Genomic DNA, 19,960 nt, shown 5'->3' on the forward strand with positions numbered 1-19,960 from the left:
CATTGGTGCCGATGGCCCTGTCGTACCCCGCAGACCGGACAACGCGCGCCGCGGTGCGGTTGCGGATTCGGGAGGCATGGCGGTCGGCGCCGCCGCAGTTGGCAGTGCACGCCGAGCAGCGAACTCGCAGAGGTCTGCCGAAAGGCGCTGCAGAGCGCCACAGGCCGGCGACGGTCGCGCCGCGCCCGCGATACGGGCGCACTGACGGCCTGAAGACAGGGGGTTGCCGTCAGGTGTGCGAGTGTGCGTTTGAGGCGCATGTCGGTCGCGGTCACTGCTGTCTTTGTGCGCTATACGCATGCACCTGCCGACAGGTGGGGGCGCGCACTCAATCCCCCGGTTGCGTCTTCCTGAAACCAGCATGCCCGCAGGCGGCGTCGTAGGCGTAGTTGCCCGCGGCGAGCAGGTGGCGGCCGCTGTTGATGTGCGCCGGCGGCGTCTTCAGTGGGCCGCGCCACTGCACGCTGTCCGGGGTCGCCGCCTTGCCGTCGCCGACCGCGAAGCCGTAGCCGAACACTGGCTGTCCCCTGGCGTCGACGACATCGAGCCGCAGTTGGGTGGCGTCCGGCACCACGCGCGTGGGATGACCGGTCATCTGCACGGTCTGTTGCAGGCTGTCGGGCGTGGCCGGTGGCACCACGGGGTTGAGCATCATGTAGGACACCCCGGTATCGGGCAGCAGCTTGCCGCAGACGCGGTAGTCGCTGCCGCTGCCGGGGAAGCTGGCGCAGGCGCTGGGCGCCTGCCAGTCGCTCGGGGCGGTGGCGGTGGCCGCGCCGCGCTGCAGCGGCACCATGGCAAAACCGGCCAGCGCCTGCTTGCTGACGCCCAGGGTGATGCCCTTGGCGCTGACGATGTAGCCGGGGCTCATGCGCTGCGCACGCATCTGCGCCAGGTTGAGGAACGGGTTGCGCGCGGCATCGACGCCGCGGTCGTAGCCCACGCCCATCATGCCGAAGGTCGGCGAGATGGTGCTGCAGTTGCGCAGCACCTGCGTGCTGCTGCTCAGCGCCGGGCTGCCGTCGTAGCCGGCGCAGGTGGCCGGCACCTGCGCCAGCGGCTTGGGTTGCTTGGCCACGCCGGCGACATCGCAGGTGCACTGCGCGGCCAGCACGGTGATGCGGTCCACGCGCGCCGCGGCGGTCTTGCCGTCGGCGGAGACGCCGAGTCGCATCGGCACGTCCACGTACTTGCCGGGGTGATACTTGCTGTCGCTCGAATAGAAGATGTAGCCAGGCGTAGTGGAAACGTCCCACGCGCTGCGCAGTGCGTCGCTCAACGGCACCACCACGCCGGTGGAGCCGGTGTCCACCTCCAGCACCTGGCTGCCGCGGCTGCGGCCGTCGGCATCGCTGCCGAGCTGCACACGCACCTGGTAGGCGAATTTGGGCGTGGCCTTGGAGGCCAGCGGCAGGTCCACGGTCTGCGTCTGCAGCGCGCAGGTCTGCGCGGCGGCGGTGGCGCTCGCGGCCAGGCACAGCGCGGTCCCGCTCCAGCGTGTCCATCGATTCATGGCGATGTCTCGTTTGGGTGTCGTGCCATGCTAGAGCGCGGCAGCATGCCGATCGTGCGCAGATCCGCGCGATGCGGCGCTTGTCTACCACCACCGGCGGGGCGCTGTGGTCGGCATTCCAGTCGGATGGCGACGCCGCGTGGGTGTCGTGGTCTCGGCAGTGCGGTCTCCGCAAACGTTGCATGCGCGTAGCGCAGGGTTGCCAAGCTGAGGAGCTTGGTACACAATGCAGTCCGTTGTGCGCCGGGCTGATTCAAAAAAATCTTTTGAATCAACGCGTTGGATGGAAGCCGCAAGGCATCGTCCCGTTTCCGCCGCAAGGGCCCCGGTAGCGGGGCTTTGTTTTTGTCGGACGCCACAGGCGTTGCGGCAAGACGTCAGTCCACCGGCCTGGTGGCAGAGTGGTTATGCAGCGGACTGCAAATCCGCGTACGCCGGTTCAATTCCGACCCAGGCCTCCATTTCGATGTAACGCATCGGGCCGCATTTTGCGGCCCTTTTGCGTTGCGCAATGCGAGCACCTCTCCGCAATCGAAGAGACGTGCCGCCATTGCGCGGTGCGCGTGGCGAACGACCTGCGCGAAGCGTGCGCGCGACGGTGCCTCTCGCCATCGCGCACACGCCACCTCACCATCGATACGTCGCCGTGGCCATGACGCGTCGCTGCTCGCCGTAGTAGCAGTTGTCGTAGGCGTCGCAGTTGCTGAGGTAGGTCTTGTCGGCGAGATTGCGCACGTTCAAGGCGAAGTTCCAGCGGTCGCGGTCGTAGCCGAGCAGTGCGTCGAACAGGGCGAACGCCGGCACCTCGGCGCGTGCGGCGTCCAGGTCGCCGCGGTTGGCACCGGTGTAGCGCGCGCCCAGGCCGAGCCGGATGCCGCTGTCGAAACGGTAGTCGGCCCACAGCGCGGCGGCGTGGCGCGACACCGCCGACAGCGGCTTGCCCAGTTCGCGCGGGTTGCTGCTGGCGGTGACTTGCACCGTCGGTGTGTAGCTGTAGGAGCCGGTCACCTGCAGGCGCGGCAGTGGGTGCAGCGATGCCTCCAGTTCCAGGCCGCGGACCAGGGTCTCGCCGGTCTGGCGCGGCATGAAGTCCGGATCGTAGGTCAGGTAGTTGCGCCGGCGCAGGTCGAACACGGCGGCGCTGTATGTCTGCGTGCCGCCGTCCGGCTGGAAGCGCAGGCCGGCTTCGTACTGGCGCCCGCTCTCCGGACGGAACGCGCGGCCGCTCACCGGGTCGCGCGTGGCGGTCGGCACGAAGGATTCGCTGTAGCTCAGGTACGGCGCCCAGCCGCTCGCGGCCACGTAGGTAAGACCGGCGCGCTTGCTGGCCTTGCGTTCGACGATGTCGCTGCGGCTGCCATCCATGCGGCTGTCGAGCTGGCTGTCGGCCCGGTCGTAGCGCGCGCCGACGGTGAGCAGCCAGCGCTCGCGCCAGCGCACCTGGTCCTGCACGTACAGGCCGGTCTGGCTCACCGTGGCGATGCCGTCGTACCAGGGCGCGGGCATCTTCACCGGATCACCGTAGACCGGATGGCGGACGTCCAGCGGTGTGGTGGTGCCGCCGCTGTGGCTGACCTGGTCGATGCGCGTGCGTTGGTAGTCCAGGCCGAACAGCAGGGTGTGCTGCACGGCGCCGGCGTGCAGGCGCAGCTCGAGCTGGTTGTCCAGGTTCAGCGCGTGCACCGTTTCCTTGCTGTCCGAGGCGGTGCGGCGCAGCCGGGCGAAGTTGGCCGGGTCCAGCGGGTTGGCGGGGTCGTCGATGACGAAGCCGCGTCCCTGCACGCTGCGGTAGTCCACCTTCAGGCGGCCGTAGCGCGCGTTCTGGCGCAGGCTGAGCACGTCGCTGACGCGATGTTCGAACAGCGCGGCAAGCATCGCCGTGTCCAGGTCGAAGCGGTTGTAGCTCGGGTCGCTCTCGAACAGGCGGCTGGGGAGATAGGTGCCGATCGCGGTCGGCACCAGCGATCCCACGGCCGGCCGCATGCGCAGGTACACGCCGGCGCGGGTGCGGCCGAGTTGCGAAAGCAGGGTGAGGCGGGTGGCCTCGGTGGGTGTCCAGGTCAGCGCCGGGGCCAGGAAGCGGCGGTCGTCGCGCATATCGCCGGCAGGCAGTTCGGCCTCGCGCGCCAGGGCGGTCAGGCGGTACAGCACGGTGCCGTCCTCGCTCAGCGGCCCGGACAGGTCGCCGGCGAGTTGCCGGCGCTGGTGATCGCCGAGTTGCACCTGCAGTTCGTGCAGGGGTTCGGCGGTCGGCCGCTTGCTGATCGCGTTGACCAGCCCACCGGGGCCGCTCTGTCCGTACAGCACCGAGGCCGGGCCGCGCAGCACTTCGATGCGCTCGGCGCCGTAGCGCTCGATCGGCCAGATGCCCCAGTTGCCGTTGTTGCGCAGCGGCATGCCGTCCAGGTAGAAGCCGGGCGCATAGGCGTCGAAGCCGCGCAGCGAGATCCAGTCGTAGCGCGAGTCGGTGCCATAGCGCGTGGGGATCACGCCGGGTGTGTAGCTCAGTGCGTCCTTGAGCGTCTGTGCGCCCTGGGCCTGCATGCGCGCATCGTCGATCACCGAGAGCGATTGCGGCGTGTCCAGCAGGCTGGTGTCGGTCTTGGTGGCGGTGCTGCTGCGCTTGCCGGGATCGTTGCGCTCGCTGACGCGCACCGTTGGCAGAATGGTGGCGTCCGTTTGCGCGTAGGCGGCGTGTGGGCCGGCCGTGGCGAGGACGGCAATGGTGGCGGCCAGCGGTGCGACGTGGCGGGTGCGGCGTACGAACGCCGGGCGGTGGAACGTGGGCGACATCAGGCGACTCCTTCGATGCGGTGCCTGTGCGCGACGAACGCGGCGCACCGGCGGAGGGAAGGGCTGCCTGGGCGCGTGCCTGGGTGGCGAGGGAATGGGTGGGTCCGCCGCCGTTGCGGCGGCGGACGCTGTGCAAGCTAGGCGTTGTGCGAGGGGGCGGTTACCAGCGGATACCTTCGAACGGGTTCCAACTGGTGCTGCCCTTCACCTTGTCCAGATAGTAGGCGTAGTTGGCGGTCATGCCGACCAGGATCGAATAGGCGATACCGAAGGCCCGGCCGAACGCGTCCGGAAGGAAGGCCAACGCGATGCCGAAGCACAGCGAGATGGCGAGCAGGACCAGCGCCTTGCGCCACAGCCCGATGACGAACAGGTAGATGAAGCCGAAGAAGAAGGCGAACCAGTTCATGTTGAGGCGCAGCTTCTCCTTGAACGGAAGGGCTTTCATCGCTTCCTTGAAGCTCGCCGACTTGGGTTCGCCGTGAGTGTCGTAGAAGGTGAAGCGGAATTGCCATTTCGGGCTGTACTGGCTGTAGTCGTGGGTCGTGCTGTGCATCGGGGTTCTCTTCTGCGGGTGGATGGAGTGGGGAATTGGATGGGTAGGCGCAACGCGCGCGATGACGCCGGTTGTGCGTCGTGTCGTCGCGTTGACCTTTGGCGATGTCGGAGGCACCGTATGCGCGGCCCGGCGATGTGGCCTGCAGCAGGTGTTGGCTGTGCCGCCAGGCGTGCGAGGCAAAGGCCGAGGCCTTTGCCGGTCTCGATCCTGCAGTCGACAAGGAGCGTGTGATGGTGTCGAAGGGAATGTCCGCCACGGCGCGCTGCGTGCTGCCGCTGCTCATGGTCGCGCTGTCCGCTGCGCCCGCCGCGGCCAGGGAGACGCTGCAGTGCCCCGAGCGCCTGCGCATCGCCGAGGCACAACTGCAGAGTCCCGACGTGCCGGCCGGTGCCCGCGTCGATCTCGCCGCCGCGCCGCCGCTGCGGCTGTTCTCCAGCGGCGTCTATTCCGGGCCGCCGCGCGAGATGGCCGCGCTGGTGCCGAGCAACGAGGACGCGCGCCGCCCCGGCGATGCCGGCGTGTCGATCTGGCGTTTCGATGCGCCCGATCCGCATGGCATCTACCTGGTGTGCGGATACGGGCCGGACGGTAGAGTGCAGATCTCGCAGCGTGTCGGCGACGTCGCGCGCTGCGAGGCGAAGACGCTGCGCCCGAGCGGGGCCGATCCGACCGCCGGCACGATGTTCGTGTGCGAGTGAGGCTGCGCGATGGCAGGTGCGCGCAAAGCCGTTGCGATCGCGGTGCAAATGCTGGCCTGGGCCGGCTATGTGTTGGGCATGCTGTTGCTGTACGTCGTGTCCGGCAGCCCGTACGCATGGGTGGACAGCACCGATCCGCAGCTGTCCTCGGCCAGTTTCCAGGACAGCGGCAACGGGCGCCTGGTCGGCCTGTGCGTGTTGGCTGTGCTGGTGCTGCTGCAGGGCGTGCACGCGCTGCTTAGCCGCCGCCGCGGCGTGCGCCTGTGCTGCCTGGGTGCGCTGGCGCTGGCTTGCCTGGCCTGGTATTGCTGGAACTGAGCGCAGTCTCCAGGCTGCGCGTGCGCACGGCTGACGCAGGCACGCGAACGCTGCGCGGCGCATGCCGCGGGCGGTGACGTCCATGTCGCGTGTGCTGCAGTGTTGCATCGGGAGAACGGTCGTCCAGGACGGCGGAGCGGCCGGTGCCGCGCACGCTGACGCGATTCCAGCCCAGGAGGGGAAAGTCCTGTTGAAGAGACGAGCGAGGGGCGGCGATCCCTACCTGGCCTGGTGGCGGGGATTGGGGAGTCGGGATTGGGGATTGGTCAGGGCGGCGCAGCGCGGGCCTGACGGTTTCGCCGGTGATGCCGGGCAGCCGGTGTCATGCGCTCGATCGCCCAATCCGGCGCTTGACTCAGTTCTGCGGCGTTTGCGTTGCCGCTTCGCGCGCCCTGCGCCGTATGCGCCGGCGCACCAGCCATGCCGCTGCGGCCAGCAGGGCCAGGCCGGCCGCGCCCAGCGCAAGTCGTTGCGTGTGCACGAACTGGCGCACGGCCTGGCCGCGCTCGATCCACAGGCGCCGCCGCGCGCCCTCGAAATCCGGCGTCTCGCAGGCGCCCACGCCGAACACATAGGCCTTGCCGGGTACCGGGTTGAGCGCGCCGTGCGCGACATAGCGCTGGTAGGAACGGCGCGCCTGCGCGGGGTCGAGGGTGATCAGCCAGTCGGTGGCCTGGCACAGCACCGCGGCGTAGGCCTGGCTGCGTGCGGGCAGGTCGTCGGCGGCGCGATCGGCCAGGGCGGCGGCGATCCAGCGGTAGTGGTAGCGGCGGTAGGGTTGCGCGGCGGTGGCGTTCCAGCGCTGCGCTTCTGCGGCGGCGATCAGGCCGCCTGGGCGCACCTGCGCGTGCGAGGCCGCTTCGGCATAGTTGCCGGCGTAGACCCGGTTGTCCGGCCCCAGTTCGTAGCCGAGCAGTTCCATGCCTTGGCGGCGCGCGATCAACGCCGCCCGGTAATTGGCCTCGGCGCGGCCGATGCCGGTCCATGCCGATGCGGCCTGTTCCCGCGCATCGCGATAGCCGCGCGCCGCTTCGCGCAGCTCGGCTTGAGCGAAATAGGGCAGCGCGTCGTCGTAGCGGCCGGCGCGCATCAGCCGGCGCGCCAGCAGTTCGCGCAGTTTCAGCGCTGGTGTCCGCTCCCAGTACTCCGGCGTCGCGTCCGTGGTGGCCGGCGCCGCGGCGGGGACGTGGCGATCCACGTAGTCCTGCAGTTCCTGCACGGTGAGTACGCGTTCGGCGACCGCGGCGGCGTCTTCCCAGTAGAGGTCGCCGCTGCGGTACAGCTGCGCGAACGCCTCCACGTAGCTGCCGCGCTGCAAGGCCAGGATCGCCGCTTCGCCCTCGATACGGCATTGCGGTTTGAGCGTCTCGTTGCTCCAGTTCGCGGCGCGGCGCGTGCCCCAGTCCTCGTTCGGCGGGAAGCGCCGGGCCGCCTGCGCATAGGCCTGTGCGGCGCGCGCGGCGTCGCCGTCGCGCAGCGCCATCTTGGCGCGCAGCCACCAGGCCAGGCCGCTGTCGCCGGCATGCGCGAGCAGGCGCGCGGTGCCGCGGTAATCGCCCTGGCGATAGGCCAGCGCCGCGAGGCGGTCGGCATCTTCCACCGGGTCGTGGGTCGCCTCTTCGAGCAAGCGCAGGAAGCGTGCCGAGGACAGCGCGCTGCCGGTGTCGGGATCGAACGCGGTGGTGTCGCTGAGCAGTTTGGCGATCAGCAGCCGCCGCACCGCCTGCTGCTGCAGCAGCGGCGCCAGTTCGGCATCGCCGCGGCGGGCGAGATCGGCGGCCACCTGCTTGAGCGAGCTCATGCCGGTGTCCGATCCCTGTGCCGCCTGCACCGCGTACAGGCCGATCGCGCCGTTCCAGTCGCCAGTGGCGAGCAGCACGCGCGCTTCCTCGCCGAGGCTGGCGATGCCCAGCTCCAGCGGGTCGTCGAACCCGGCCAGGCGCAGTGCGCGGCTCTGCTGGAAGGCCTGTCGCGCCTGCAGCCGGTACGCCTGCCGCTGCGCGGCCGCATCGCCGGCCAGCGCGCCGTCGGCGGCCAGCGCCAGGCTGCGCCCCAGCGAGTAGGCGGCCCAGGTGCTGCGCGCTCGGCGCTGCGCCTCGGGCAGGGCCAGCACCTGGCGAAAGTAGTCCGCGGCCGACGGATAGTCGCCCTGCGCGAACGCCACTGCGCCGGCGGTGTACAGGCGCAGTTCCGGCGGCAGATCGGCACCATCGCGTTGCGCCTGCTGCGCATCGTGCAGCGCGCGCAGTTGCTCGATCCTGGCGAACTGCGCGGCGTCCAGTTGCGTGCGTTCGACGTCGTTGCGTTGCTGCGGGAACTGCGTGCCGGCGTCCCAGTAGCGTGGCAGGGTCGCCGCGCTGGCGCGGCCGAGGCCCTCTATCGGTGCGCCCAGGCGCTGCACCTCGCGGGCGAAGCTGCCCTCGGGCAATTGCGCCAGCGCGCCGGCGCGATCGTCGAGCAAGCGGTACGGGAACTCCGGGCCGCAGGCGCGGGCGCCGCCCAGTGGCAGCAGAATCAGCGCGGTGGCGAGCGCGACTACGGGCCGGGAATCACGGCAGGACATCGATGGCACCTGTGTGCAGCGTGCGGCAGCGGACCCAGCCGAGCACGCGGCGTTCGCCGGCGGCCAGGGGCGGGGAGGTAGTGGTGCGAACGAAACTCGGCGCCGGCGCCGGCAGGTGCAGGCGGTAATCGCCGAGCGCGTCGCCGGCCTCGCAGATGCTGCCGCGCAGGATCACGCGCCGCGGCGGCGCGGCTGCGGCGTTGCCGTGGTTGGCCAGGGTCAGGTCATAGACCGGACCGGTGCCGCTGGCCTGCACTTGCACGGCCGCGTGCAAGGCACGCCCGTGCACCACCGCCTGCAGCGTCGCCAGCGGCCAGGCGCGGCGGTCGCCCGGCAGCGGCAGGCGGAACCAGACGATGCCGGCCAGGTGCGGCGGGCGGTGGGCGCGCAGCGCATCGACGAAGCCGGCGAGTTGCTGCGGCGACACGCGCAGTTCGCGGCGTGTGCCGCTCGCCACCAGTGGCGCTTCGCTTTCGATCAACGGCGCGGCGTCGGCGTCGGTGCCGTCGACCAGGGCCACGCCGTAGGCCGGCAGGGCCAGCCAGAACGGCGTGGCGCTGCGCCGGGCGTAGCGGTCGGCCCAGCGCCGCGCCTGCACCGGATCGAACAGGCCGGCAGCCGGTGCGTTCACGGCGTGCACCTGCAGCACCGAGCTGTCGACCGTGCGCAGCAGCGCGGTCAGCGCCGGACTGTCCAGCCAGGCGGGCAGGGCGGTGATGCTCAGCGACAGGTCGGCCGGCAGCACGCTGCGCAGCCGCCGCAGCAGCGCGGCGTAGGCGGGCAGACGCGCGGTGGCGCAATCGTGGTCGATCTCCACCCCACGCAGCGTCACGCCGGCAGTGCGCCAGGTGTGCACCACCTGCCGTATCTCGGCATTGATGCGCGTCGCGTCCAGTGCCGGCAACTGCCCGTCCAGCCGCACCACCGCGATCACCGGGCGGCCATCGGCGGCGAGCTGCCGCAGATCCACTGCGGCGCGGCCCCAGCCGGCGCGCGGATGCGCCTGCAGCGCCAGCACGCGCAGCGCCGAGAAATCCGCGCGCGTCTGCGCCAGCGCCGCGGCATGCGCGCCGCTCCATTGCCGCTGCCAGATGTAGACCTGTTGCTCCAGCGGCGCTGGCGACGATGCCGCGCAGCCACCAAGCAGCAGACTCAGCCCGAGGAGCGCGCAGCGCAGCGACACGACAGCTGCGTCAGGACACGCACGGCCGCACGTGGCCGCGGCACGGGAATGACGCCGTCAGGCCGACAGTGCCCGGAACGTGGCATGCCGTGGCGGTCACGAGAACAGCCGCCCGAACAGGCGCTTCTTCGGCTTGGCGGCCAGTTGCCGGGCCAGGTCGTAGCTCTCGCGCACGTCCGCACGCTCGTGCAGCGCCAGCGAGCGCTCGAAGGCGGCGACCGACGCGGGATAGGCACCGAGGTTCATGTGGCAATTGGCTTCCATCATGTACAGCTGCGCCGCCGAGCCGGGGTCCGCCTGCAGCACTGCGTCGTCGAGCAGGGCGCGTGCCGCGTCGCAGGCGGGCAATGCGCTGCGGTAGTCCTTGAGCACGTAATGGCAGTTGGCCTGGTAGTAGTGCGTGTAGAAGTCGTCCGTGCCGTCGCGCTGCACGGCGAGGAAGTCCTGCAGCGCGGCCTTGGCGTCCGGCAGATAGTACAGCAGCAGGTAACCGCGCCCGTGCCGCGCGCGCTTGAGCGCCTGACCATTCTGCTGCTGCGCGGCCTGGGCGATCAGGGCGGCGTAGGCGTCGACCGCGGCCGGGTAGTCGCGCGCTTCGCCGAGCGCGCTGGCGTGCACGAACAGGGTGTCCAGGTCGTGCGGATTCGCCTCGGCTGCCGCCTGCGACAGAGCGGTATCGACGTGCTCCGGTTGCAGCCGGCCCAGCGCGCGCGCCGCGGTGAGACGGTGGTGCGCCTGCATCAGCGCATACAGCCGCAGCATTTCCGGATCGGCCTGGGCGTCGTCGGGCAGCGCCTCGAACTCCTCCTGCGCCGCGTCGGCGATTTCCAGCACGTCGGCATAGCGGCCGACGCGGTTGAGATGGCTGCATGCGCCCTGCGCGCAATCCAGGAACAGCGGCGTGTCCAGCTCGTAGTCCATCATCAGGGTCAGCGCCAGGTCCGCCGCCTCGGCGTGCATGCCCTGCTGGCGGTAGGCCTCGCGCAGGTTCTGATGCAGGAACTGGAACTGGCTGTGGCGCAGCCCTTCTTCGAGGATCGCCTGCGCCTGCGCGTACAGGCCTCGGTCCATGTACAGGAGGCCGAGGTTGTTGCAGCACATCGCGAAGGTATGGGTGTCGGTGTTGCAGGTAGCGGCGTCGCCCAGTTCCATGGACTGCCGGAACAGGGTGGTGCAGTGCTCGTAGAGCGCGAACTGCACGGCATCGACGTAGCCGGCGTCGGCCGGATCCATCTGCGGATGCTTCCATTTGCCGATGGACACGCCGGCGCCGTAGTAGTGGCAGGCGTTGCCGTCGCGGAAGTCCAACTGCAGCAACTGCGGCGACTGCCCGGCGGGCAGCGCCTCCATCTCGAACAGGCGCACCTGCAGGTCCACCTGCGGCTGCAGCGCATGCGCGTTGCGATAGGCGCTGATCGCGGCGGCAGGTTCGTCCAGCCAGTAGTGCGCGCTGCCGAGCAGGCGGTGCGCCTGCGCGTTGTCCGGGGCCAGGCCGATCGCGCGCTCGGCCCAGTCGGCGACGGTGCGCAGCGCCTGCCCGCGGTCGCCGCTGAAGTGGGCGCTGCAGTCCAGGTAGATCAGGCACTTCAACAGCCACGGGCCGGCGTCGCCCGGCGCGGCCTGGATCCTGGCGTCGCAGCGCTGCATCAGCAGGTCGAGGTCGGCCTCCTGCAGATGGTTGAGCACGGTCGTGCCGGACCACAGTGCGTACAGGCCGTCGACGTCGTCCTGGTGAAGGGCGGCCATGCCGCGTTGGATCAGGGTCTGCATGCAGCGGAGGCTCCGGAACAGGGCGGTGCGGGAACCGGCAGCAGCGCGCGGCAGCGTCTCCCGCGGGAACGTTGCGGTAGATAGACGAGCCAGCTGCCGCTTTCCCTACCGCGGCCGGGGCCGATCGGCGGCGATGCGCGCTGCCGCCGATCGCACGGCGTTGCGCCGCTAGGGCGCCGCCGCGCCGAAGCGGCGGCTGTACTGCACGAACAGCTGGCGGCCGACGGTATCGAACCAGGACATGTCGTAGAACGGGTAGACGATGGCGCTGCGATCGCGCGGCGGCATCGCATCGAACAGATTGGTGGCGGCCAGGGACAGCGTGGTGCGCGCGTCGAGTTGGTATTCCACGGTGGCGTTGACGCGATAGCTGGCGCCGATCCAGGGCGACAGGCCGCTGTTCGGATCGTAGGTGCCGGTGGAGGACGCCCAACTGGGCAGGCGCCCCAGCCGCTGCACGTGCAGGGTCGCAGACCAGGCCTGGCGCGACCAGCGCAGGCTGGCGCTGGCCTTGGTGCGCGGCATGTCGACTCCGCTGTTCACCGCGAACGCTTCCTGCATCGGCTCGCCGGCATAGAGCTGGGTGCGGTACTGGCGGACCCAGGTGTAGGCGAGCGAGGCCTCGAACGTGCCGAAGCGGGTGTCGCGTTGCCCATGCAGCAGCGCATCGAGGCCGCTGGTGGTGGTACGGGCCAGATTCATCGGGCCCAGCGCCACGGCGTAGAGCCGTCCGTCCGCGGTACGGACGACCCGGGCGATGCTCTGCTGGCAGGCGGGCGAGGCGAGCGGGCGGCGGCCCAGGCGGCAGTCGGCTTCATCGCGCAACGCGCGATCGGCGGACAGATCCTGGACCTGGTCGCGCAGATCGATCGCGAAATAGTCCAGGCTCAGGTCCAGCCCCTGCAGCGGCGACCACACCAGCCCGGCGGTCCAGGCGCGGCTGGTCTCCGGTTTCAGATCCAGATTGCCGCGGCGCCGGCGCAGCAGCGGCTCGTTGTCGAAGCGGCAATCGGCGGCGGCCACGGCGGCGTCTTCGCGGGCGCAACGGAGGTAGTCCGTGCCCTGGCTTTCGTCGATGCCCTCACCGGCATACAGGTAATGCAGGTCGGGCGCGCGGAACGCCAGGCCCTGCGAGGCGCGCAGCAACAGGCGTTCGCTCGGCCGCCACTCCAGGCCGGCGCTCCAGGTGAAGCGGCCGATCTGCCGGCTGGAATAGGCGTAGCGGTCGTAGCGCACCGCGCTGTCCACGGTCAGCGATTCCAGCAGCGGCGCGCGTAGTTCCGCGGCCAGCGCCCACCGCCGGCGCTGCCCTGCGCCATCGGCGTCGCGCCAGCTGTAGTAGTAGGACTGCGTCGCCAGCGGATCGGGGTGCAGGGCGTAGGCCTGCTCGCCGACTTCGGCGGTGAGCGCGAGGCCGGCATCGCCGCCGCGCAAGCCGACCAGCGCCGGTTGCCGCAGGGTCAGCGTCGCCGCGTCGATCCGCGATTGCGGTCGGTAGGTGGTGCGCGCGGCGATCGCGGCGTACTCGGCCGGCGTCAGTGCGGTGTACAGCCGCGCCGGGTCGGCGTCGAAACTCGGATAGCCCGAGCGCGGATCTACGCCGACCTGGTCGCCGAGGAACCAGGCATTGGCGCGCGCGGCGACGATCTGCGGCCAACGTGTGCGCAGCCGTGCCTGGGAGTGGCTGAGCACGGCCTCGTAGGACCAGCCGTCGCTGCCGAACGCGCCGTCCACGCCGGTGGCCACGCTGAGGCGCTGTTGCCGGTTGCGGACCATCCCGACTGCCAGTCCGCCCATTTCCTCCGGCGCGAACTGCCGGCTCCAGTACTCCACCTGCGCGGTGCGCCGGTTGTAGAAATAGCCTTCCTCGTTGCCATCGGGGCGCATGTAGGCCCAGGTCTGGACGCCGCGCATCAGTGCGATGTCCTGCAGGCCCAGTTGCAGATCGGCGAACCACTCGGCGCGCCCGCCCAGCGCGCGATGCAGCGTGACATAGGCATCAAGGCTGCGCCGGCGATGCAGCATGGTGCCGTAGGCGATCGCGCGCGAGCTGCCGCAGTAGTAGCCGGGCAGGCCGCCGGCACCGGCGCCGTCGCGCGCGCTGTAGCCGGTGTCGTGCCCGTTGAGCGCCGCCAGCTGCGCGCAGGTCGCCGCGCCCGGGTCGAGATAGACGTCGTCGCCATCGGTGCGCAGGAACGTGCGCCGCGGTGCGGTCGCGCGTGCATTGGGGGCGTCGCTGCTGGAATCCTGGCGGGCGCGCTGGTAGGCCCACAGCGGCTGTTGCAGATTCGCCTCGAGGCCGACCAGGCCGGACAGCGCCTGCCCGGAGAACCCATGGGTGAGGCTGGCCTGCAGCGTGCGTGCATCGCCGCGGCTGCTCTGGCCGACGCGGGCGTTCACGGTGGTGCCGTCTGCGTCGCGCTTGAGCAGGATGTTGATCACCCCGGCGATCGCATCGGAGCCGTAGATCGCCGAGGCGCTGCCGCTCAGCACTTCGATGCGCTCGACCATCGCCAGCGGCAGGCTGGCGACGTCGACGAAGTTGCTGCGGCCGTTGAACGGCAGCGGAAAGTCGGCGACGCGGCGGCCGTTGATCAGCACCAGGGTATGGTTCGGGCCCAGCCCGCGCAGGCTCACCTGCTCGGCGCCCGGGGTGTAGTCGGCGCCGCTGCCCGATTGCTGGCTCTGGGTCTCGCCGCCGTTCTGGGTCAGTGCGCGCAGCACGTCCGGCAGGCGGCGGAAGCCGTTGGCGCGGATCTGTTCGGCATCGATCACCGTCACCGGCGCCGGCCCTTCCAGTTGCGCGCGCGGGATCCGCGAGCCGGTGACCTGCACCGTGGCCAGCTGCGCCGGCGCCGCGGCAGCGCGTGGCACGTCCTCGGGTGCCAGCACAACTGCCGGCGTGGCGACTGCGGCCTGTCGTTGCAGCACGATATCGCTGCCCACGCGCTGGGCCTGCAGGCCGGTGCCCTGCAGCAGCGCGTCCAGCGCCCGCAGCGGATCGGCGACGTCGCTCACGCCGGGGGTGGACAGGTCGCGGACCAGGTCGGGCCGATACAGCAGTTGCAGGCCCGCCTGCCGCGCCAGCGTGTTCAGCGCTGGCGCCAACGGCCCGGCCGGGATGTCGAAGCGGGCCGGTTGCGCGATCGCCGAAGCGGCTGCCGTGGCGAGCAGCGCGCCCCACGTCAGTCTGCGCTGGATCGACCGCTGCGGCATACGCATCTCCTGGTGGCGAGACGGAACGGGAAGGGCGGCGCGCCGTGGCACGGCGCGGCCGCGGCGGCTAACGCCGGTGCAGGATCACCGCTTCCGCATGCGGTTCCATGCGCACCGGATACTCGCGTTCCAGCAGCCGCGCGAAGCCCTCCAGATCGTTCCAGCGGATGCTGCCGCTGATCCGCAACGCATGCAGCGCCGGGTCGGCCAGCACCAGCGGCCGCCGGTTGAAGCGGTTGATCTCGGCCACCGCCTGCGGCAGCGTCACATCGTCGAAGCTCAGGTAGCCCTGGCGCCAGTCCAGTTGCCGCTCCGCCTCGGCGACGCTGGTACGGTGGACGCGTGCGCCCTGCGGACCGGCCGTGGCGATGCTGCCGGCGGGCAGCAGCACGGCCTGCGTGCGGTCGGCGGCGCCGGGATCCTCCATGCGCACCATGCCCTCGGTCACCACCACGCGCAGCGCGTCGCGATCCTGGCGCACGTCGAAGCGGGTGCCGACCGCGACCACGCGTCGCGCGCCGCTCTGCACCACGAACGGCCGCGCCGGATCCTTGTGGACCGAGAAGAACGCCTCGCCCCGCTGCAACACCACCCGGCGCGCCTGCGGCCCGATGCTGGCCTCGAGCAGGCTGTCGCTGCTCAGCGTCGCCTGCGAGCCATCGGCGAGGGTGACGGTGCGCAGCTCGCCGATCTCGGTGCGGTAGGCCTGGGCCGTCGGTGTCGCCGGCACCAGGCCCAGGTACAGCCCGGCGGCGATGGCGACGCTGGCTGCGGCGCCGAGCGCGGCCAGCAGCCAGCCGCGGCGGCGGACTGTGGCGTGCCGCCGCGTGGTGGCCGCGCGTGCGACCACCGGCACCTGCAGCGGCGACGGGATCGACGGCCCCGGCGTCACCGTCAGGCCGGTGCTCAAGCCGCGCGGCGCCGGTTGCCCGGCGGGGATGCCGGCCCCCAGCGCGCGCAGGCGCGCGGCTTCGTTCCAGGCCACGTCCAGGCGCAGGAATGCGACCCGGTGCGCGGTGGACGCCTCCAGCCATGCATCGAGTTCGGCCTGATCCGCCGCGCTCCAGGTGCCGCTCTCGCGCCGCGTCAGCCACTGCGCGGCCAGCGCTTCAATCGCCCAGCTTTCCATCTTGCGGTTCCTGCACCACCACGGGCATCGGCGCGGCGGTCACCACCGCGCCATGGAAATGATCGGCGAGCAGGCGCACGCCCTTGGCCATGTGTTTTTCGACGGTCTTCTCGCTGATCCCCAGGCGCACCGCCACCTCCTTCTGCGACAGTTCCTCCACCCGGCGCAGCCAGAGCACCTCGCGGCAGCGGTCCGGCAGCCGGTCCAGCGCATGGGCCAGCCGCGCCAGCACCTGGCGGCCGCCGAGCCAGCGTTCCGGCGAGCGTTCGTCTATCAAGACGTTCAAGTCGTCCGGATTCCCCACCGCCTCGATGGAAACGATGCGGCTGCGCCGCACCCGGTCGGCCATCAGGTTGCGCGCGGTGGCGAACAGGAACGCCTGCGGCGTGTCCGGCAAGGCGCGTCGCGCCGCTTCGTAGACGCGGGTGTAGACCTCCTGGCGCAGATCGTGGATTTCCTGCGGATGCGGCCAGCATCGCATCAGGTAGGCGACCAGCGCCGACTCGTGGACGAGGATCTGCTGGGCGAACCAGCGGTCCAGTTCATTGCTCATGGCGCGGCTCCATGCGATGGCACTGCACACGACCGGCGTAGCGCAGGCGATGGACCGGCGTGTCGCTGCTCGGGTGGGATGGCGCCGGTGGCGCCAGGGAGCCGCCGTCGCGGCAAAGCAGGGTGCGTCCTGTCACTCGCTTCTCCTCGATCCGCTGCCATGGGGGAAGCGGCGGTCTGCTTCGTCTATTCCAGCACGGGCCGATGCGATCGGTCCGCTCATCCCCGCTAGTTTCCCACCAAGGACCCGGCCAATGCACCTGTTGTCCCGTTTGCGTCACCACACCTTCGCCCTGCTGCTGTGCGCGTTGCCGCTCGCCGGCGCCACCGCCGTCGCGCATGCCGAGCCGGCGCGGCCGGAGGTGGCCAAGCAGGTCAAGGCCTACGCCTCGGCCGATGGCGTCAAGGTGTCCACGCTGCGCTACGGGCCGCGCGAGCGGCAACAGGCGCTGATCCAGGTCATCGACGCGGACAGCGCCATCGACGGCAAGATCCTGCTCGCCAGCACGCGCACCACCGACAAGGACACCCGCTACACCGTGCAACTCGACGGACGTCCCTACGTGCTGCTGATCGTCAGCGAGGCCGCGGGCGAGCTGTATGTGCCAGGTGCGCCCAAGCCGACCTGGGTGCGCTACGACGCCGGCCTGTCGGCGGAGAGCAACCCGGAGCACTATCTGACCGATTATCAGGAGCAAGGGCACTGACGGGCTGCGCTGGCGCTGTGCCTGGCCTCTCGAGAACGCCGGCAAACGCCAATCTGCGATGATGCCGGCCTCGCCACTCGATGCTGAGCTCATGACCCCATCGCGACCTGTCCTGCAGTGCGTCCGCGTATGCGGAGCGGCTCTGGTCGCGGCGCTCGGCCTGTGCGTCGTCGCGCAGGCCGCGCCGCCTGCGCAGACCGTCACGCGTTGCGGCTGGTTCGACAATCCCTCGCCCGGCAACGCCACGCTCGTGGACAAGGACGGCGAATGGACGGTCGGCCAGCAGGGCGGGCACCAGGCCGAGGGCACGTGGCCGACGTTTTCCCGGGCGCGCTGGGTGGCGACCGGAACGGGCAGTGCCGGCTATGGCTGCGCCTGCCTGAAGGTGCGCGCGCGTGACGATACCCAGGAAGTGACCGCGATCGTGGCGGCCACGGTGCAGCCATTGAAGACCTGCCGGCAGGACAAGGCGCTGCAGGGCAAGGAGCCGGAGAATCCGCTGAAGTAGCGCGTTCGCTCCGTGGCCGGCTGCCTGCGCGGCGGCGTTGCCGCGGAGGGTACGGAGCGCAACAACGAAAAAAGGAGCCGAAGCTCCTTCTTAGGGTCTCACTCGCCTTGCAGGAGGCAAGTGACGCAATTTGGAGCGGGAAACGAGACTCGAACTCGCGACCTCAACCTTGGCAAGGTTGCGCTCTACCAACTGAGCTATTCCCGCTTGGGAGCCGCGCATTCTACACGCCTGTCGATAGGTGCGCTAGCCCTGCGTTGCAAAAAATGTCCGTGCGCCGCGTCGGGACGTCTGCGGGGCAGCGCGGCTCCCAAAGCGCCGCGACCGCTGGCCAATCCGGCTCAGGCCGCCAGCCACCACCACGCCAGCAGTGCCGCCAGCAAGATGGCGCCGCCACTCAGCAACCGCGGCCGCCGCCACCAGTGCCGTGGTTGGCGGTCGATGGCATTGGCGCCGGCCCGGCGCAGCAGGCCGCGAGCGAACCCCTGGCGATCCATGCTGCGATCGCAGGCCTCGACGCAGGCGCCGCAGGCGGTGCAGGCGTAGTGCGCGCCATTGCGCGGATCGATGCCGGCCGGGCAGGCCTGCACGCAGGCGTCGCAGGCCACGCAGTCGCCGAGCTGCTCGGCGCTGAACTTGGGCAGGGTGCCGGCATAGGCGGCCAGGGCCTCGCTGCGGCTGCCGCCCTGGCCGGCGAGCTGGGCGATGCTGGCGCGCAACGCGTAGTCGCGGGCGGTGACGGGGTCGAGCAGGCGCCGCCCGCGCTGGGCGACGCTGCCGTGGCCGCGTGCGCGGGCGCCGCGCGGTTCGCCGCGCATCGCGTCGTAGCCGATCAGCGGCGTGTCGCGGTCGCACAGCAGCGGCTGCAGGCGCGCGTACGGACACAGATAGCGGCAGGCCTGGCTGCGCAGGAAGCCGGCATTGCCCCAGGTGGCCAGCGCATAGAACAGCACCCAGAACGTCTCCCAGCCGCTCCAGGCGAACGGATGCAGGCGCGCGACCAGATCGGCGATCGGCACGAAGTAGCCGACGAAGCTGACCCCGGTCCACAGCGCCACGGTCGCCCACAGCAGGTGCCGTGCCGCGGCCGGCCGGTCGGCGAAGCGCCGTTCGATCCAGCCGAAAGCGTGGCTCCACACCGTCTGCGGACAGGCGAATCCGCACCACAGGCGCCCGGCCAAGGTGGTGAGCAACGCCAGCGCCGCTGCGGCGGCGGCCAGCGCCAGCAGCAGCCAGCCGACGTCGTGCGGCCACAGGGTCCAGCCGAACAGGTCGAAGCGCCGCGCCGGCAGGTCCAGCAGCAGCGCCTGCCGGCCCTGCAAGCGTAGCCAGGGCAGCAGGTAGAAGGCGGCGAACAGCAGCCACAGCACCACGCGTCGGCATTGCGTGTACCGATGTGGCGGCGCCGGTCCTGCCGCGGCTGCGGGTGAGGTGACGACATGCAAGTGGATCGGGCGAGGCATCGGCAGCTGGCTCAGGACAGCGGCGCGGCGTCGCCGTGCGGCGCCGGACGCAACAGGAAGCCGGTCAGCAGGCTCGAGGCCAGCGTCGCCAGCCAGAACATGAAGAAACCCACCGTATAGCCCAGCTCGCGGCTGATCTGGCGGCCGGGGAAGGTGATGTCGCGCAGCGCCAGCGGATCGACCAAGGCAAAGAACAGCACGCTCATGGCGCCGGCGACCAGGAAACTCGGCCAAAGGATCACTCCCAGCCGCTGCACCAGCGGGCGCGGCGCGCCGGGATCGAGCGGGTCGAGCAGCGGATCGTCGGGAGAGGTCATGACGGTGGATTCCATCGCGAAAGGAGGATGCGGCATGCGCCAAGGCAGCGGCGCCACACGTCGCCGCGCCTGCCAGCCGCCTGGCCGCCGATCCCCCGTCGACACCGGCGTCGGCGCATGCCGCAGCAGCAGACTAGGCAGCGCGGGCCGGCCCGACATTGATCCTGATCAAGGCCGCCGCCGTGGCGGCGTGGAGACTGGCGACATCGAAGGATGTGGAGCGGGCCATGCAGGACGAGATCGAAGGCATGCCCTTGCCGGGGCCGGACCTGTGCAGCGAAGCGGAGGTGCAGGCGCTGGTGGGAGCGTTCTACCGCCGCGTGCGCGCCGACGCCGATCTGTCGGCGGTGTTCGCCGCGCACATCGAGGACTGGGATGCGCATGAGCGGCAGCTGTGCGATTTCTGGTCGGCGATGCTGCGGGGTACCCGGCGCTTCCGCGGTGCGCCAATGCCGCGGCACATGGCCATGCGCGAACTCAGCGAGCTGCTGTTCCAGCGCTGGCTGGGCCTGTTCCGCGCCACCACCGCCGAACTGCACAACGCGCCGATGCGGTTGTTGGCCGACGACATCGCCCAGCGCATCGCCGAGACCTTCTGGCGTCGGCATCAGATGAGCTGGCGTCCGTCGAGCCGGTGTCGCCGCTATTGCCGACCACGTGCGTGGATTGAT

Annotated in this window: 15 protein-coding genes, 2 tRNA genes and 1 pseudogene; 6 read left to right on the top strand and 12 right to left on the bottom strand. The window is 70.7% G+C overall.

Annotated features, from left to right (window positions below):
- Positions 1 to 328: 328 nt before the first annotated feature.
- Entirely contained in the window at positions 329 to 1,513 is a 1,185-nt protein-coding gene (locus tag GGR71_RS08305; RefSeq protein WP_160958990.1) for a hypothetical protein, read from the bottom strand.
- Positions 1,514 to 1,900: 387 nt separating this feature from the next.
- Between GGR71_RS08305 and GGR71_RS08310 the strand changes: the two genes are divergently transcribed.
- Positions 1,901 to 1,974: transfer RNA gene (locus GGR71_RS08310), tRNA-Cys, on the top strand.
- 166 nt (positions 1,975 to 2,140) lie between these two features.
- Here the strand turns inward: GGR71_RS08310 and GGR71_RS08315 are convergent.
- Both GGR71_RS08315 and GGR71_RS08320 read right to left on the bottom strand, forming a co-directional pair.
- Positions 2,141 to 4,306: a TonB-dependent siderophore receptor gene (locus GGR71_RS08315; RefSeq protein ID WP_160958988.1), complete on the bottom strand. Its 2,166-nt coding sequence runs from the start codon at positions 4,304 to 4,306 to the stop codon at positions 2,141 to 2,143.
- A 160-nt stretch (positions 4,307 to 4,466) separates the two neighbouring features.
- Positions 4,467 to 4,862 (bottom strand): DUF2628 domain-containing protein, encoded by a 396-nt coding sequence (locus GGR71_RS08320; protein WP_048488929.1) that lies wholly within the window; start codon positions 4,860 to 4,862, stop codon positions 4,467 to 4,469.
- Positions 4,863 to 4,966: 104 nt separating this feature from the next.
- Between GGR71_RS08320 and GGR71_RS08325 the strand changes: the two genes are divergently transcribed.
- The gene (locus GGR71_RS08325; protein ID WP_343160803.1) at positions 4,967 to 5,563 is read left to right on the top strand and encodes an STY0301 family protein; all 597 of its coding nucleotides are present in this window, start codon (positions 4,967 to 4,969) and stop codon (positions 5,561 to 5,563) included.
- Between the two features lie 48 nt (positions 5,564 to 5,611).
- Positions 5,612 to 5,881, top strand: a complete 270-nt coding sequence (locus GGR71_RS08330; protein WP_237474308.1) for a hypothetical protein — start codon at positions 5,612 to 5,614, stop codon at positions 5,879 to 5,881.
- Positions 5,882 to 6,236: 355 nt separating this feature from the next.
- On the opposite strand, the gene GGR71_RS08335 is transcribed toward GGR71_RS08330, so the two are convergent.
- The 6 genes from GGR71_RS08335 to GGR71_RS08360 form a co-directional block, all read right to left on the bottom strand.
- Complete coding sequence (locus tag GGR71_RS08335) at positions 6,237 to 8,444, bottom strand: hypothetical protein (protein WP_160958982.1); 2,208 nt, start codon at positions 8,442 to 8,444, stop codon at positions 6,237 to 6,239.
- Positions 8,431 to 9,627, bottom strand: coding sequence for a DUF3142 domain-containing protein (locus tag GGR71_RS08340; RefSeq protein ID WP_160958979.1), 1,197 nt, complete (start codon positions 9,625 to 9,627; stop codon positions 8,431 to 8,433). Before GGR71_RS08340 ends, GGR71_RS08335 begins: the two co-directional genes overlap by 14 nt.
- A gap of 96 nt (positions 9,628 to 9,723) precedes the next feature.
- Positions 9,724 to 11,397 (bottom strand): tetratricopeptide repeat protein, encoded by a 1,674-nt coding sequence (locus GGR71_RS08345; protein WP_160958976.1) that lies wholly within the window; start codon positions 11,395 to 11,397, stop codon positions 9,724 to 9,726.
- Positions 11,398 to 11,565: 168 nt separating this feature from the next.
- Complete coding sequence (locus GGR71_RS08350; protein ID WP_160958974.1) at positions 11,566 to 14,613, bottom strand: TonB-dependent receptor; 3,048 nt, start codon at positions 14,611 to 14,613, stop codon at positions 11,566 to 11,568.
- Between the two features lie 67 nt (positions 14,614 to 14,680).
- Positions 14,681 to 15,742 (bottom strand): FecR family protein, encoded by a 1,062-nt coding sequence (locus GGR71_RS08355; protein ID WP_160958971.1) that lies wholly within the window; start codon positions 15,740 to 15,742, stop codon positions 14,681 to 14,683.
- Positions 15,723 to 16,295: an RNA polymerase sigma factor gene (locus GGR71_RS08360; RefSeq protein WP_160958969.1), complete on the bottom strand. Its 573-nt coding sequence runs from the start codon at positions 16,293 to 16,295 to the stop codon at positions 15,723 to 15,725. Before GGR71_RS08360 ends, GGR71_RS08355 begins: the two co-directional genes overlap by 20 nt.
- Positions 16,296 to 16,548: 253 nt before the next feature.
- On the opposite strand from GGR71_RS08360, the gene GGR71_RS08365 reads away from it, so the two are divergent.
- Complete coding sequence (locus GGR71_RS08365) at positions 16,549 to 17,001, top strand: hypothetical protein (RefSeq protein ID WP_237474307.1); 453 nt, start codon at positions 16,549 to 16,551, stop codon at positions 16,999 to 17,001.
- 91 nt (positions 17,002 to 17,092) lie between these two features.
- Complete coding sequence (locus GGR71_RS08370) at positions 17,093 to 17,509, top strand: DUF4087 domain-containing protein (RefSeq protein WP_237474306.1); 417 nt, start codon at positions 17,093 to 17,095, stop codon at positions 17,507 to 17,509.
- Between the two features lie 131 nt (positions 17,510 to 17,640).
- On the opposite strand, the gene GGR71_RS08375 is transcribed toward GGR71_RS08370, so the two are convergent.
- The 3 genes from GGR71_RS08375 to GGR71_RS08385 all read right to left on the bottom strand — a co-directional run bounded on the left by GGR71_RS08375 (position 17,641) and on the right by GGR71_RS08385 (position 19,289).
- A tRNA-Gly gene (locus GGR71_RS08375) sits at positions 17,641 to 17,716 on the bottom strand.
- A gap of 134 nt (positions 17,717 to 17,850) precedes the next feature.
- Positions 17,851 to 18,882, bottom strand: coding sequence for a 4Fe-4S dicluster domain-containing protein (locus GGR71_RS08380; protein WP_160958968.1), 1,032 nt, complete (start codon positions 18,880 to 18,882; stop codon positions 17,851 to 17,853).
- A 101-nt stretch (positions 18,883 to 18,983) separates the two neighbouring features.
- The gene (locus GGR71_RS08385) at positions 18,984 to 19,289 is read right to left on the bottom strand and encodes a hypothetical protein (protein ID WP_184451801.1); all 306 of its coding nucleotides are present in this window, start codon (positions 19,287 to 19,289) and stop codon (positions 18,984 to 18,986) included.
- A gap of 227 nt (positions 19,290 to 19,516) precedes the next feature.
- Between GGR71_RS08385 and GGR71_RS08390 the strand changes: the two are divergent.
- Positions 19,517 to 19,959: pseudogene (locus tag GGR71_RS08390) on the top strand (group III truncated hemoglobin).
- Position 19,960: the final 1 nt, after the last annotated feature.

The organism is Xanthomonas sp. F1, from assembly GCF_014199855.1.

Bases quoted from the DNA above. Each gene is read 5' to 3' on its own strand.
- GGR71_RS08370 (WP_237474306.1), top strand. From the start codon at position 17,093: ATGACCCCATCGCGACCTGTCCTGCAGTGCGTCCGCGTATGCGGAGCG.
- GGR71_RS08345 (WP_160958976.1), bottom strand. From the start codon at position 11,397: ATGCAGACCCTGATCCAACGCGGCATGGCCGCCCTTCACCAGGACGAC.
- GGR71_RS08365 (WP_237474307.1), top strand. From the start codon at position 16,549: ATGCACCTGTTGTCCCGTTTGCGTCACCACACCTTCGCCCTGCTGCTG.
- GGR71_RS08315 (WP_160958988.1), bottom strand. From the start codon at position 4,306: ATGTCGCCCACGTTCCACCGCCCGGCGTTCGTACGCCGCACCCGCCAC.
- GGR71_RS08350 (WP_160958974.1), bottom strand. From the start codon at position 14,613: ATGCCGCAGCGGTCGATCCAGCGCAGACTGACGTGGGGCGCGCTGCTC.
- GGR71_RS08360 (WP_160958969.1), bottom strand. From the start codon at position 16,295: ATGAGCAATGAACTGGACCGCTGGTTCGCCCAGCAGATCCTCGTCCAC.
- GGR71_RS08320 (WP_048488929.1), bottom strand. From the start codon at position 4,862: ATGCACAGCACGACCCACGACTACAGCCAGTACAGCCCGAAATGGCAA.
- GGR71_RS08355 (WP_160958971.1), bottom strand. From the start codon at position 15,742: ATGGAAAGCTGGGCGATTGAAGCGCTGGCCGCGCAGTGGCTGACGCGG.
- GGR71_RS08305 (WP_160958990.1), bottom strand. From the start codon at position 1,513: ATGAATCGATGGACACGCTGGAGCGGGACCGCGCTGTGCCTGGCCGCG.
- GGR71_RS08330 (WP_237474308.1), top strand. From the start codon at position 5,612: ATGCTGGCCTGGGCCGGCTATGTGTTGGGCATGCTGTTGCTGTACGTC.
- GGR71_RS08385 (WP_184451801.1), bottom strand. From the start codon at position 19,289: ATGACCTCTCCCGACGATCCGCTGCTCGACCCGCTCGATCCCGGCGCG.
- GGR71_RS08325 (WP_343160803.1), top strand. From the start codon at position 4,967: ATGTCGGAGGCACCGTATGCGCGGCCCGGCGATGTGGCCTGCAGCAGG.
- GGR71_RS08335 (WP_160958982.1), bottom strand. From the start codon at position 8,444: ATGTCCTGCCGTGATTCCCGGCCCGTAGTCGCGCTCGCCACCGCGCTG.